This window comes from Paraciimarium castrense LEGE 11436 (genome assembly GCF_056633055.1).
The window spans coordinates 14,423-27,289 of sequence record NZ_JBSJOW010000001.1 but is presented as its reverse complement, the minus strand read 5'-3'; the positions used below and the strand labels follow the sequence as shown (position 1 = coordinate 27,289).

Here is a 12,867-nt window from a genome sequence, read left to right as displayed (position 1 = left end):
GACTGGAGGCATCCCGCTCAACGCCGATGAGCAGCGCCACCGCCCAACGACTCACGGCGATCCTTCACCGCGAGGAGGAGGTGTACGTGGCCGAGTGCCCCGAGGTGGGCACCGTGAGCCAAGGCGACACGGTGGAAGAAGCCCTGGCCAACCTGCGGGAGGCCACCGAACTGTTCCTGGAGGAGTGTCCGCAGCCGGCGTTGGCGCCAAGGCTGCTCACCACCTTTGAGGTGAGCGTTGCCTAAGCTCCCGCGCCTTCCCGCCGCTGCTGTGGTGGCGGCCCTGAAGCGTCTGGGATTTGAGGAGGTGCGTCAGAAGGGCAGCCACCTGGTGCTTCGCAGAACAACGACCAAGGCCGATGGCAGTGCAGTTGCCGTGATCTGTGTGGTTCCCCTGCACCGGCGGGATTTGGCCGTCGGCACCCTCGCCAGCGTTCTGCGGCAGGCCGGAGTAGACGGCGACACCTTCATCCAGGCCCTTTGATGCAGCCCCCGCACCATGAAAATCCGCTACTTCCCGGAACCCGACACCCTCACCATCGAGCTGGCCGATCGGGTGAGCAGCAGCTCTGAGGCAGTGAGCGACAACCTGATCGTCGACTTCTATGAAAGAGGCAAACCAGTGGGCGTGACCCTGGAGCACTACTTCCAAATCAGCGACACCAGCACGACCCTGACCCTGCTGCCGATCACCCCTGTGCTGCAGCCGGCCTGACGCGAGAAGGGGGCCGCAGCCCCCAGGCCTCAGAAGGGCAGCGAGGCGAACCAGCCCCCGGCCCCAGCATTCTTCGCTGAGCCAATAGAGCAAGCCATCGCAGCTGGCGGAGAAGTGCAGCCGGCGGGCGGCATGGAGGTGAACGGAGGCAGAAGCCGGAGCAAGAAGCGTGGCCATGGCGGACCTGAGCGCAGGACCTGGCCTCCAGGCGGGGCGGGGTCAAGGACCCGCGCAGCGGGCATGGCTCCGATCCTTGACGCCGCCCCGCACCCTGTCGAGGCCTGCGCGCCAGCCATCAAAGGCATCCGTGCATCAAGCCGCTGCGGCCCTCGCGGCCGGCAGCGACCCTTCCCACTGCTCCAGCCACAGTTCCGGCCAGTAGCGATCCTTCTCCAGCCACAGCACCGACAGCTCGGTCGGGGTGTAGCGGCGAAAGCCGGTGAGCACGGCGTAGAAGTCGCGCCGGTGCTCCTCTTCCGCCAGGGCCATCAGGCGGTCCAGCGCAACGGCCGCATCGAGCTGGTGCTCCTCGATCAGGGTCTGGAGCTGGCGGCGCTAGCGGCTGCTCAGGACAGCAGCCTGCCGCGTACCGATCAGGGGAGCTGGTGTGGAAGCAAAGGCGGGTGGCACCGGCCGCAGGCCGCAGTAGCAGGCCCAGAACTCCAGCGGCCCCCACACCGGCGCGGCCTCATCCCCCAGGGAAGTGGCGCCTTCCAACTTCCGGCGCAGCTCGGCATCCCCGATGCGTCCCCAGTCACCGGAGACAATGCGGCGGTTCAGCTCCCACAGCTGCCAGAAGGCCCGCTGCCGCAGCTCCCCGGCCTTGCCCTGCTCGATCACCGACAGGTTGCCGTAGGAGATCAACAGCTTGGGCTCACCGATCGCCTCGGCCCAGCTGCAGGCGGTGTACTGGGTCCACCCGTTGCGGCGCCGCCAGTTCAGCAGCATCCGCCCGAAGACTCCCCGGCTCTCCTCCTGCTGCTGGAGCAGCACCTCATAGGCGGGGATGGCCGGAATCGGCAGCCGGTTGGGGTGCTGGGGACTGGTCGCACCGAGAGGTGCGCTTGGCAGCGCAGTGCTGCTGGACGTGGATGGAAGTTGCGTTGCAGTCATGGGGCTCGCCGCTGATGGCGGTGCATGGCACCTGCTCTTGCCAAGGAGCCCAAGCCCCAGCCGGGGCAGGCAGGAGAAAGCCGGAGGCAAAGGAGCCTCCGGCACCGGGAGCTCAAAGCACCCGCACCTCGGCCTGGGGACCGAGCACCCGCTGCTGATTGGCAGCCAGGATCAGGGCCTGCTCGCGGGGCACGTAGTGCGGCTCAGCGGAGATGTGCCCCTCGCGATCGAGGAAGAGCACCCGCAACAGCTGGCCGGCGGCATCAAGCAGGTGGACCGAGATGATGCGGATCGGGCAGGAGCGGCTGAGGGGAGTGGCGGCCATGGCAGGGCTGGCGAACGACACCGCCGTTCAGCCCCGGCGCCGCCAGCGCCGCGCAAGGGTCGCGCAGCGACTCGCGTCAGCCCTTGCGCGGTGCGCAAGCCGGGGCAGGCCGGGTGGCGTGATCGCCAGAGTCCAAGGCCTGCCCACCAGCAGCAGGCTCAACCCCCATCCGCCGCAGGTGCTTCCGGGCAGACCAGATCGGCAGCCTTGCGGGCATCACTGAGCACCTGCAACAGCACCCGCGGCGACTCTTTGAGCAGCTCCACCCAGTGGCCCAGATAGGCGGCGTGATTGGCCATGGCACTGCCGATCTCGAGGCGATCGCCGAGGAGCACGGCGCCCAGCTCGGCCACCAGCTCCTCGCGGGCATAGGTCCGGCCGCCATCGCCTCCTTCTCCCATGCCGCCGGAGAAATCACGGGCCAGCCGGGAGCTGTGGCCAGTGGAATGAATCACCTCATGGACCCAGGTGGCGTAGAGGGCCCCTGCCGAGTGGAAGGCGTTGCGATCAGGGAGCTGGATGCGATCAGGCACCGGCAGGTAGCAGGCCCGATCTCCCCCGAAGCTCACGGGCACCGGCCAGCCGCTGAGCACCGCCTCTGCACCAGCCAGCCGCACCGGCTCGGGCCGCAGCACAGCCCCTTCGGCATGGCGGCGCTTCTGGATCAGCGCCTCCAGGGCCTCGCCTTCCAGATCGGCGGCATTGAACAGTGCCACCGGCCGGTAGCTGACCCAGCTGCGGCCAGCCTGAACCGACGGCTGGCCATCGGCGCCAGCGGATCCGTGGCCACCCTTACCAGCTGAGCCCGACTCCGCCAGCTGGCCTTCGCCCAGCTGATGCACCTGGGGCCGCAGCACATGCACCGCCTTGCTGCCCTTGCGAGGGAAGATTCCCAGTGCCTTGGCCTCAGCAAAGCCACACCAGTAGGGCAGGGCTGAACCCCGCAGGTGCAGGCCCAGGGTGAGCAGTGCTGGATTGGCGCCGCGGTAGCGGCGGCCGGAGAGCAGATTCACGTGGTGGCCTCCTGAGGCGGCATCCCACTCCCGCCGCCAGGGGGTGGTGCCGGCCTCCAGCAGGGCGACCAGGGAGGCCACCAGCTTCTCCTCAGGCGAGACCTTGGCAGCAGCAGCTCCTTGGGCTGACCGGGGGGAGCGGGATGGTGAAGCAACAGCCACGGATGGGCAAGCGCAGGACCGCAAGCGCAGGCGCGGCCAGCGGCAAGGGCCGGCCACAGCGCTCCGTGAACCCAGTGCCACCGGCGTCTCATCGCCAGTGGCGGGCCGGCTTGCGAAGCCCTTGCGCGGCCGCGCACGCTGAGGATTCCTGCGCGACCCCTTACTGGGTCTTCAGTGGAAGTCCGCCCCCCGGCAGGCCCGTGCTCGTCGGGTTTCTGGGCCATAGGCTGCTGGGCACAGCAGGCGAGTGAACCCGCCACGCCATGGAGCTGAAGTTCCGCGTCATCCAGTCGAACGACCGCGGACTTATCACGAAGCAGGGCGATCGCACCTATGCCCGACGCGGACCTGCGAAAGGAGAAGAGGCCCTTGAACTTCCGACCCTGTTCATCTGGGTTAGCGGCAAAGACCGTTACCTCTCCCGCTGCTGGACCCAGTGGACAGGCGAGCGGCTTGGGGATGACTTCATTTACGTCGTCAGCCGTTTTCGGGATGTGATCGATCTCCACGGAGATACTCGTTATCACCAGTGGTGCTCCAAGCCGCTACGCGCCGAACTCTGGACACTGGAGCGAGAAGCTCTGGACCTGGCTGGGATGAGTTGTCCGCCACCAGAGACTGTCCACGAAGTGGACAGGCACAAATCCGCGATTTATCTGCAGAGAAGGAAACAGCGGATTCGCGAGCAAACGCCGGAGCTGAGCGACGAAGAAGAGGAGCTGATCCAGCAGATCTATGAACAACGGGACAGACTCAATCAAGTGGCAGGATTCATTCAGTACCACGTGGATCACGTCATCCCTCTCGCAAAGGGTGGCCAGCATCATCCTGGCAACCTGCAGGTGATTAGCGCCAACGAGAATGTCCGCAAAGGGGCCAAGGTGCGGTCCCCGATCAAGTAGGCAGGTGGCAGGCAGGCATGGCCGAAAACTCGTAGCTCAGGCTCATTAGAGACTTTCCATTAAGACCTGGATCTGGCCTTGTTTGTCAGAGTATCTACTCTGGTCGTCAAGGATCATCTGCCAGCTTGGGTAGGGGTAGTTCTGAAGCTTCCGCCAAGACTTCTTGACCCAAACGCGTTCATTCGGGATGTCCGTCTTGATGACTTCCCAGAAGGCGAGAACCATCCACCCCCACGACGCCAATTTCCAGGGAACCAGAGCCTGTTCCGCCACCCAGAACTCAGGCGGGTGATAGATCAGCTTGCCATCGATCTCCCTGGCCGGGATCTTCAGGTGCAGGAGCTCATGATGCAGAACGTGTTCAATTACTGGCTGAGGCACATCAGGGCGGTTGAACAGCGAGTGGAAGAAGATATCCCCACCCGGCTTCCCATGCTCCCAGCGAGTGCAAGCCAAGGTCTCCATCGTCTGCAGACTGAAAGAGACAGGACCTACTGCATCGAGCCCCATCTCCTGCTGGAGCTTGGCCAGCAGGGCCAGAACGTCAACTGACAGGAAGCTGATCTCGGGGTAGCCAATGGGCTTCTTGCGTGACAAAGCCATCACCAAGACCGGTGAGAAGACCTGTCACGTATGCGCGTCAGGGAGAAGTATTGCTAAGGTCACGGTTCAGCGAGACGGTGGATCACTAGAGTCACCGAAGACGCGTTCGTATTCCTCCGGCGAAAGCTCGCGTTCGAGCTCTTTTTTTAGTCTCTCATAGAGCGACTGATCTTGAAGGGCGACAGAACGCGCCATGGCCTTTGCCCCTTCCGCATGCTGCTCCGATACATGCAGCTTGATCTTTCTTGTCAACTGCTTCAGGGAGCCGTGTCTGCCCAGTAGCGCACTGGAGACACCAACCCCGACGATGATCTTACCCACGGTGAATGGATTGATTCCCCACATCGAGGCTATCCGTTGAGAAATCTGGAAAACGAATCCGATTCCTTCGAACGGGCTGTAAACAGCTCAAATAGCGAGCGGATCAACTCCCGGTACATTGACTTTGTCTCCTCGTCTGCCGACTCACTCTTTGAAAGCTCGGTCAGGTTCTGGACAAGGGTCGTGAAGTTCTGACTGTTGATCTTCATGTCGGCGCAACGAGCCTCCAGTGCTGCCTTGAAGGCGCTCTCTTTGGCGCGCAAGGCATAGACCTCCTTGAAAGAAGAAAGAATCGCCGGAAGGTTTTCGACAAGCCCCTTGGCAAGAATCACGCTCATATCAAGAGACGCAGCAGGGGCTACTGGTAGGTCTTCAGGTGTGTTGGGCATGGCTAAAGAAGAACGGGACGCGCGAAATGATTACTTCTTGTCGGTGACAAGGTCAACGAGCTTTTTCACCCCCCAGGCTGAACCCACCGCTATGGCAGGAACAACAAGGACAGTGCCGGCAAGCATCCCGCCACCAATCAGACCGCCTAGGGCGGCCAGGCCAGAGGTAATGCCTGCAGCGCTGAGGCCAAACACGCTTCCCGAGCCAGCGATTGCGGCTATCGGAACACCTGCCGCAGCAAGATTGCTGGCACATTCCTTAAGCATGGCCTTGAAGGCATCTGAATCGGATGGCGTTGACTTCAGCTGCCACAGGTGGAATTGAACATCTTTGATGGCCATCACTTGATCTCTCGTGATGCCAAGCTGGCTTCCAATCTCCTGCACGTACTCGAGTTCCTCCACGGAGATATATCCGTTACTCAATGCAAGAAGGAAGAGATCGGAAATCAAGGTGAAGCGCAAATCGCTGTCATCGAGGGAATGAAGAGACGCTAGGACTTCTGACCTGTGCTCTTCCTTGAAGTGAAAGACAGCGGCGTAGACCTTGGCTTTGCCTTCATCTGAAATTTCAAAGGCCTTCAGCTGCTCATCCAGATGCTTTCTCTCTAGCTCGTCGAACTTCCTGTCAACGTTGCTAAGTTCAGCAATGATTGAGAGGTAGGCAACGCGCTCAGCTTCTGGATAGGCAAGCAGCGGATGGGTCACTTGATTAGTCATTGGAGACTTGGTTCAGATCTTGACGGATAGGGCTGGTCTTGTAGGCATTGCGTATGGCCTTTATGGCCTGCTCTTGGGTGACGGGGTGTCCGTGGACAAAACCAAGAGCACCCAGCAAACCTGTTCTTGCTCTGCCGACTTCCTGGATGGAACTCAGCAGGTTGTGCTCACTGGTTCTGATGCCCAATTCACCCAAAAGCCAGAGCAACCCATACATCTCCTCCTCGGAGAGGTTGGCTGCCCAGTGGGTGTATTTGCCGAGGCTCAGGCGTCTTCGGTCAAGAACAAGCGGTTCTGGGTTTTCCATGGTGCTTGAGGGCTGATGGGTGGAGTGGCTTGAAATGGAGGCTTAGTAGACCTGCGGGTTATCCAGCTTCAGTGCCGCTGCGTTCTCCAGCACGATGCGGGCGGTCTTATCGTCGATGCCGTTCGGGGCTTTGACGTGGACCTCCACCGACAGGTTCACCTCGGCGCCTGGGAGGGCCTGCAGGTGGCTCATCACCTCCTCCAGGAACTGGCCCATCTGCAGGCCGGCCCGCACTGGGTCGAGCTTCAGGGAACCGGTGAAGGTCGTGTGCTTTGGTGGCGGCGTCGGGGGTGGTGGATTGACGCCAGTCCCAGACTTGCCTGTGCCTTCAGCGGTGTTGGTGTTGGTCGAACCAGTACCCGTTCCAGTGGCAGTACCAGTACCAAGGCCAGGACCAGTGCCGTCGCCACTGCCGGTTCCCGGACCAGGGCGGGGAGGGTCGACGGCCTTCGCCCGCTCCGCCTCGATCTGCTTCTGAGCCACCTCGTCTTTGACGATCAACATCCGCATAGTGGCGGTGCTCTGGAACTGCCCCTGGGGCTTGAGACCGAGGTAGCGGCCTCTGTCTTCGTCGAAGCCTTCAGCCAGATAGAAGGTGCTTTCGCCCTGCAGGGTGGCCTGGGCATTGGTGAGGCCATTGAAGATGACGTCGTCGATACTCAGCCGGGGCAGGTAAAGGTACTTGCGGCACCAATCCACCAGCTCCTGCACGCTGACTGAGTCTCGGTTGGCCCAGAGGAAGTTGTCGAGGTTGCGGCGGATGCGGCTGGCGCCGATCTCCACATAGAGCGCCTCCTCGTCTTTGCATTTCTTCGAGACGCGATCGGCGAGGCGCGGTTCACCGCCGGTAAGGCGGAACTCATCCCAGGACGGACCCTGGTTTCCGGGCTGGGCCTGGTGGGGGAGCAGCAGATGACACCAGGTCTCCGGGATGCGGACGTCGATCGCATCGGTGGCGTCCTTGATGCGCTTGGCGGCTAGGTTCACCTGGCTGAGGGTGAGATCGAGCTCCTCGCGGTTGTCAGAGATGCGCTGCCAGGCCTTCTGGGAGGCGAAAGCGTCCAGCAGATCATCCAGAGCACGCTCGTCGGCTGCGAGGAACACCAGGGTGTTGGCGTACTGGCGCGGACTGGAGCCGCGTGAGGCGAGCACCTCCTGGGCCCAGGTGAGGGCGGTACTGTCTCCACCCTTTTTGTGGGGGTACTGGGAGGGCACCACCACCAGGCGGGTGGCCGGTTCATCGGGCACGGCCGCGCCATTGGGCGGAGTGAGGTGCAGCCCTGCGAATGCGCCGCGGGTCTTGCCTTCGCGGTCGAGCTTCTGGTTCAGCTCCACCAGCAGGCTGGCGCGGTCGTTGAGGTAGCTCTGCTTGTGCTCGTCGGCGGTGCGGTTGAGGTTGGGCTTGGTGTCGAGCCAGTAGCGATCGCCGTCCTGGTTGAGGAAGCGGGCCTGATCACCGAGCCGCCTGAGGGCGTCGCCAAACACCGCCGGGGCCTCACCGGGCATGGCGCAGGCGAGCTTGATGCGCTGGTCACCGATGCCGGGTTTGGCCGTACCGGAGCCCGGGGCTGTGCCCATGTAGATGCTGCGGGCCACACGCTTGCAGGCGCTTAGGCGGCCGAGGTTGATGTTGTTGGCGTCGATGCGAACAGGAATCGAGCCTTCGCCGTCGACGTCCTGAGAAATGATCGGCTCCCACTCGTTGGGCAGATAGCGCAGCAGCTCGTTCTTGACCTTGTTGTCATCCAGCGGCATCGAGGAGGGCATGATCATCACGTCCTTGCTGCCGGATTCCCAGAGATCTTCGATGGTCTTGGCGAGCAGCCGCAGCACGCCGCGGGTGCGCTGGAAGTTGGGCAGGGTGCTCCAGTCGTCGTAGAGGCGCTGGAACAGCTCGGGGTGGATGGGGTAGGAGGCTGTCAACTTGTCGCCGTAGTCCGCCTCGCGGGTTTCGGCGGGGAACTCGTTCTTGTTGAGCGCGTACATCTCCTTGAAGGAGCGCACCACGGCATCGCGATGGGCCCCAGCCTGATCGTTGGGAATTGGCTCAAACAGGCGCCGGCGCACGATCTCGAAGCCTTCGTTTGGATTGGCAGGTCGCCATTCCGTCGCAACGCGTTGCAGCACATTGCGCAGACCTTCCAGCGCCTTCTCGCCATTCGACCCCCCGATCTCGTTGGTGCTCTGGGGCACGGAGATCAGCAGCAGGGCATTGGGCACCTGCTTGGCGGCTTCCGTAAGCGCCTGCGCGAAGGAGATCTGGGAGTCATAGGTGCCTGCAGGCAGATCGGCCTTGCCGAACAGGTTGCGGGCGTAGGCCACCCACTCGTCGATCAGCACCAGGCAGGGGGCACTCTGGCGGAAGAGCTCGGCGAGGTCGCGGGCACCGGGGGAGACGCGCTCGCGATCGCTGTTGGCCACGATCGCGTAGCCCGCTGGACCACCCAGCTGGTAGGCCAGCTCGCCCCAGAGGGTGTTCACCACGGTGCCGTCAGCCTTGGTAGTGGGTTCTGCTGCACTGAAAGCGGTGCCCACCAGCACGGCCGTGTTGGCCTTGGGGACGGAGTTGATGCCCACTTCGGCGCAGACCTCTTCGAGGCCGGAGAGGAGGTTGAGGGGGGTGCCGGAGCAGAGGTGATAGAGCGCCAGCATCGAGTGGGTCTTGCCGCCCCCGAAGTTGGTCTGCAGCTCGATGACCGGGTCTGCGTCCTGCCCATTGAGGCGCCGCAGGGCGATGCGCAGCAGATCCTTGAGGCCACCGGTGATGTAGGTGCGGCGGAAGAACTCCGCCGGATCGGTGTATTCCGAACTCCCCTTGCCTTGGCGCACTTGGTCGAGGTCGGCGGCGAACTCGGCCTGCTGGTAGCGACCGGTGATCACATCGGGGTGCGGGGTGATCACATCCCGCCAGGGCACCAGCCCGGCCTTGACCTGATTCTCGGTGGTGGTCTTGTAGCGGACCTTGTTGCGGGCTCGCTCCGTGAACACCACCTGCTGGAGCTCGGAGCGCAGGTCGCGGATGGCTTCCGCCTGGGGCACAGCGTTGATGCTGCGGCAGAGGCGAACGGCGGTGTCGAGGTAGCGGTCGGTGTCGTCTGAGGTGATGGGCTCGGAATGGGCCCACTTGTTGCGGGCCACCTTGAGCTCACTCACATAGGCCCGATCTTCCTGGCTGAGCAGCTGCTTGAACACCCCTCCCCAATGCTCCATGAACAGGCCCAGCAGGACTGTGAGGTCTTGCAGGTTTGCCTTTGGATCCAGTCGTTCCTGCCAGCTGGGACCGAGCTTGTCGTAGAGCTCACGGCTGATGTAGGGGAGCAGCCCATCGCGGACTTCGTTCAGCGCCTTGCCGACGCGCTCACTGTTGGAGAGGGCCATGGGACTGGGTGGGGATTACAGCAGGGAGGGCTGAACGGGACTGGCAGCGACGGCCGCCAGCTTTTCGAGTTCGGGCCAGGCGATCACGAGGCCGTTGTAGGCACGGGCTTCCTCTGCCTGCTTGGTCTTCTCGCAGTGGTTATAGAGGCGATAGGACAAGGCCCGGCAGTTGGCCGGCAGATCTCCGTGGCCGGGGATCTCTTTCAGTTGCGCCAACAGTGCTGCCGCGGCCTTCTCACCCGTTTCCAGGCGCTTGATCAGCTGCTGGGTGGCTTCCCAGACGCAGAGGCGCTTGTCTTTGGCGGGATCCCAATCCTCTGGTAAGTCTGAGCGCTGAAGCAGCTGCACCTTGCCGGCCACGGAGCGCAGGATGCCGGCCCTGGCCACACCATCCACCGACAGATTACGGGCCTTGGCCAGGCCTTCTGCGTATCCAAAGTCGCGCTCTTTGTAGCCGAAGCTTTCGAAGAAGGTGAGGGCAAAACGGCTATCTGCATCGAGGTCACCCTCATCCTGGGAGAGGTAATCATCGAGGGCGGCGTTGATCTCGATCAGGGCTTCCCGCACGCTCATCGGGCTGTCATCGGGGTTGAGTACGGCTCGGGCACCGCTGTAGATGGCCATGCCAGGGCCAATGGCCGCTTGGGCCACATCTACGGGGGCGATGTTGGCTCGTTCCAGCTCCTTGAGAGCCTGGGGCAACTCCAGACGCAGCTGGCGGCGGAAGTCGGTTCGGGTCAGTGATTGTGCCGAATCCGGTCGTCGCTGACAGACGAGCACGACGCTTGAAGCAAGAGCATTCGCAGCCATCCCCCGCATACGATTAGCCAATTCGGTGCGCATGGGCCAGGTGCCATGCAGTTCGAATCCGGCCTGGATAACTGCAGCCAGAAAGGTTTCCCAGCCAGTGCTGGCCGTGCCAGAAGTGGAGTTGGTTTCTGCCTGCTTGAAGGCGTAATAGATGGTTGCAGGAAAAGCTGGGTGTGACTGCTCAACGATTCTCTTCATCGCCTGGGTCATGCCGTCAAGGAAGAAAGATTCCGCCCCTGCTTTGCCATCATGTCGATAGGCGAATGCAACCAGCTCATCGGCCTTTGGAACCGCCACTGTGCCGAATAAGGCTGGAAAGACAGGCTTCAGGGATCGACGCAACCAGACATAGAAAAAGTCGGAAAGATCAGCATAAGGAACATTGTCGTAATAGGGAGGATCAGTGGAGACGAGCTTTCCAATGGTTGCTTTTTGCGAAGAAGCGTCGGCCTGATCTGCGTATCCGGGTGAGTTGGCTGGAACCATGCAAATGGCTTTTGCGCACCACTCCACGTTGTTCATCCAGTTTCCACTCGACTCTGAAAAAGGATTGCCCTCGGCAAAGTCCCAAGTCATAGGTATCGCTTGTCGGCCGAAAGTATTTCTCAAGGCTTCCATCTTGGGACTGCTGTCCCATGAGCAGATCGTGGATCCGCGATCCGCTGATCTGCTTATTGCGAATGCAAGGCCAGTCGCCACAGCATCTCCATAAGCAGCCGCTCCAATACCTCCTTCATGCAGAGGCATTGCCAGATCCACGCGCCCTGCAGAAAGTGCATCTGAATGCACCCTCTCCCGTGCTTCCTGAACCAAGTTCGATAAGGTGGTGAGGAGCACGAGTTGGCGATCTGTGAACAGCTGATCAAATCGGTGCATGCCGTAGGGCTTCACACCGAGGTATTGCGTGCTTCCCGAGATCGTGACATCTGGCTTCCAGCTCGGCTCCGCAGACATCGAGAGGGCTTCAATTTCTGGCGTTGGTGCCAAGTAGACACGGCCTCGATTGCCTTCAGCCACAATTGCCATCATCCGTGCCCCCATTCGCCCGGCGACGCCCTCGGCCTTGATGTAGTCACCTGAGATCGGAGTGGTCGACATCAGGCACTGGAAGTTTGCCCCGCGTGACAACTTGGTGCCGTTCTTGGCTGCTTCAATATCCTTCGGCCTACCCACCTTTACAGTGAAGCGATATCCACCGTCCTCTACCACTGGATCCACATAGGCCTCCTTGCCAATCTTGGTGGCAAGCATGAACGTGGAGACCAAGGGCACGTCCACCTGCGCAAAAGCCGGGTTCGGGCTCTTCACCGTGCGGGCCCAAAGCCAAGCGATCACGGTGAGTTTCTTTCCCACATACGGGTTCAGATCGGGCCGCTCCTTTGACATTTCGGCAGTCACCTCCACCTTCGGGTAGAGATGGCCGATGCGCTTCTCGGCCTCGTCGCGGATCCACTGGCCGTAGTAGCGCACGTCGTCTGCCAGCCCTTGGGCGCCTTTCCACTGCCGCACATCAAGATCGCGCAGGCTGTCCGGATTCACCGGCGGCATGCCAGCGAACTTCGGCGGGATCTCGATCATCGCTTTGTTGATCAGCACCGCCACCGGGTTCAGATCACTGGCGTAGCTCTCCAGCCCCAAACGCTGCGCCTCCAGGGGAAGGGCCCCACCACCGGCGAAGGGATCGTGGAAGCCCGGCAGCTTCTCGGGATTGAAGAGTTCTCCGGCCTCGGGGTGATCGGCATTGTCGGCGCAGGCCCGTCGCCAGCTGCGGTGGATCTCGGCGCGGGCTCGCTGCAGCACCACTTCATTGGTGGTGCTCTCCCAGGTCACCAGCTCACTGATCAGGGCAAACAACCGCAGCCGCTCATGTTCCTGAGCCTCTTCGGTGGGGAACTCCTCTGGCACCGCCGATGGGTCGTCCACCAGCTGGCAAAAGATCACCGCCCGTGCCGCCGCCAGTGGCCGCCGGGCCCACCACAGGTGCAAGGTGCTCGGATGCCCATGGCGGATGCTCTTCTCCCGCGCCGAGGCCGCGTTGATGGCTTCGAGGGGGATGGCCACCTCGATCAGCTTCTTTCGGCGTTTGACGGGGTGGTTGCTGGTCATGGGG

15 protein-coding genes are annotated in these 12,867 nt (G+C 62.3%); 4 read left to right on the top strand and 11 right to left on the bottom strand.

Annotated elements, in window-relative coordinates:
• The first annotated feature begins 26 nt into the window (after positions 1-26).
• From ACWJIO_RS00150 to ACWJIO_RS00140, 3 genes are read left to right on the top strand one after another with little or no spacing between them, the layout of a single operon-like run.
• The gene (locus ACWJIO_RS00150) at positions 27-245 is read left to right on the top strand and encodes a type II toxin-antitoxin system HicB family antitoxin (RefSeq protein ID WP_323243270.1); all 219 of its coding nucleotides are present in this window, start codon (positions 27-29) and stop codon (positions 243-245) included.
• The gene (locus ACWJIO_RS00145; protein ID WP_323243269.1) at positions 238-483 is read left to right on the top strand and encodes a type II toxin-antitoxin system HicA family toxin; all 246 of its coding nucleotides are present in this window, start codon (positions 238-240) and stop codon (positions 481-483) included. The genes ACWJIO_RS00150 and ACWJIO_RS00145 overlap by 8 nt, the downstream gene beginning before the upstream one ends.
• Before the next feature lie 15 nt (positions 484-498).
• Positions 499-714, top strand: coding sequence for a DUF2283 domain-containing protein (locus ACWJIO_RS00140; RefSeq protein ID WP_323243268.1), 216 nt, complete (start codon positions 499-501; stop codon positions 712-714).
• A 312-nt stretch (positions 715-1,026) separates the two neighbouring features.
• Here ACWJIO_RS00140 and ACWJIO_RS00135 read toward each other — a convergent pair whose 3' ends face one another.
• From ACWJIO_RS00135 to ACWJIO_RS00120, 4 genes are all read right to left on the bottom strand, one after another.
• Positions 1,027-1,203, bottom strand: a complete 177-nt coding sequence (locus tag ACWJIO_RS00135) for a hypothetical protein (protein ID WP_323243266.1) — start codon at positions 1,201-1,203, stop codon at positions 1,027-1,029.
• 66 nt (positions 1,204-1,269) lie between these two features.
• Positions 1,270-1,827, bottom strand: coding sequence for a hypothetical protein (locus tag ACWJIO_RS00130; protein ID WP_323243265.1), 558 nt, complete (start codon positions 1,825-1,827; stop codon positions 1,270-1,272).
• A gap of 112 nt (positions 1,828-1,939) precedes the next feature.
• A complete protein-coding gene (locus ACWJIO_RS00125) occupies positions 1,940-2,173 on the bottom strand; it encodes a hypothetical protein (RefSeq protein WP_480310575.1) in 234 nt (77 codons plus the stop codon).
• 137 nt (positions 2,174-2,310) lie between these two features.
• A complete protein-coding gene (locus tag ACWJIO_RS00120; protein WP_480310574.1) occupies positions 2,311-3,246 on the bottom strand; it encodes an ArdC family protein in 936 nt (311 codons plus the stop codon).
• A gap of 344 nt (positions 3,247-3,590) precedes the next feature.
• Between ACWJIO_RS00120 and ACWJIO_RS00115 the strand changes: the two genes are divergently transcribed.
• A complete protein-coding gene (locus ACWJIO_RS00115; protein ID WP_323250268.1) occupies positions 3,591-4,229 on the top strand; it encodes an HNH endonuclease signature motif containing protein in 639 nt (212 codons plus the stop codon).
• Positions 4,230-4,274: 45 nt separating this feature from the next.
• On the opposite strand, the gene ACWJIO_RS00110 is transcribed toward ACWJIO_RS00115, so the two are convergent.
• From ACWJIO_RS00110 to ACWJIO_RS00080, 7 genes are all read right to left on the bottom strand, one after another.
• Positions 4,275-4,832, bottom strand: a complete 558-nt coding sequence (locus ACWJIO_RS00110; protein ID WP_480310573.1) for a hypothetical protein — start codon at positions 4,830-4,832, stop codon at positions 4,275-4,277.
• Positions 4,833-4,898: 66 nt separating this feature from the next.
• Positions 4,899-5,153 carry a hypothetical protein gene (locus ACWJIO_RS00105; protein ID WP_323250273.1) on the bottom strand — a complete coding sequence of 85 codons (255 nt, stop codon included), beginning with the start codon at positions 5,151-5,153 and terminating at the stop codon, positions 4,899-4,901.
• 29 nt (positions 5,154-5,182) lie between these two features.
• Positions 5,183-5,542 (bottom strand): hypothetical protein, encoded by a 360-nt coding sequence (locus ACWJIO_RS00100; protein WP_323250276.1) that lies wholly within the window; start codon positions 5,540-5,542, stop codon positions 5,183-5,185.
• A 30-nt stretch (positions 5,543-5,572) separates the two neighbouring features.
• Positions 5,573-6,250, bottom strand: coding sequence for a TerB family tellurite resistance protein (locus tag ACWJIO_RS00095; protein WP_323250277.1), 678 nt, complete (start codon positions 6,248-6,250; stop codon positions 5,573-5,575).
• A 4-nt stretch (positions 6,251-6,254) separates the two neighbouring features.
• Positions 6,255-6,569: a hypothetical protein gene (locus tag ACWJIO_RS00090; RefSeq protein WP_323250279.1), complete on the bottom strand. Its 315-nt coding sequence runs from the start codon at positions 6,567-6,569 to the stop codon at positions 6,255-6,257.
• Positions 6,570-6,611: 42 nt separating this feature from the next.
• Complete coding sequence (locus ACWJIO_RS00085; RefSeq protein ID WP_480310571.1) at positions 6,612-9,947, bottom strand: DUF499 domain-containing protein; 3,336 nt, start codon at positions 9,945-9,947, stop codon at positions 6,612-6,614.
• A gap of 15 nt (positions 9,948-9,962) precedes the next feature.
• On the bottom strand, positions 9,963-12,863 hold the full coding sequence (locus ACWJIO_RS00080; RefSeq protein WP_480310570.1) for a DUF1156 domain-containing protein: 2,901 nt from the start codon (positions 12,861-12,863) through the stop codon (positions 9,963-9,965).
• Positions 12,864-12,867 lie beyond the last annotated feature (4 nt).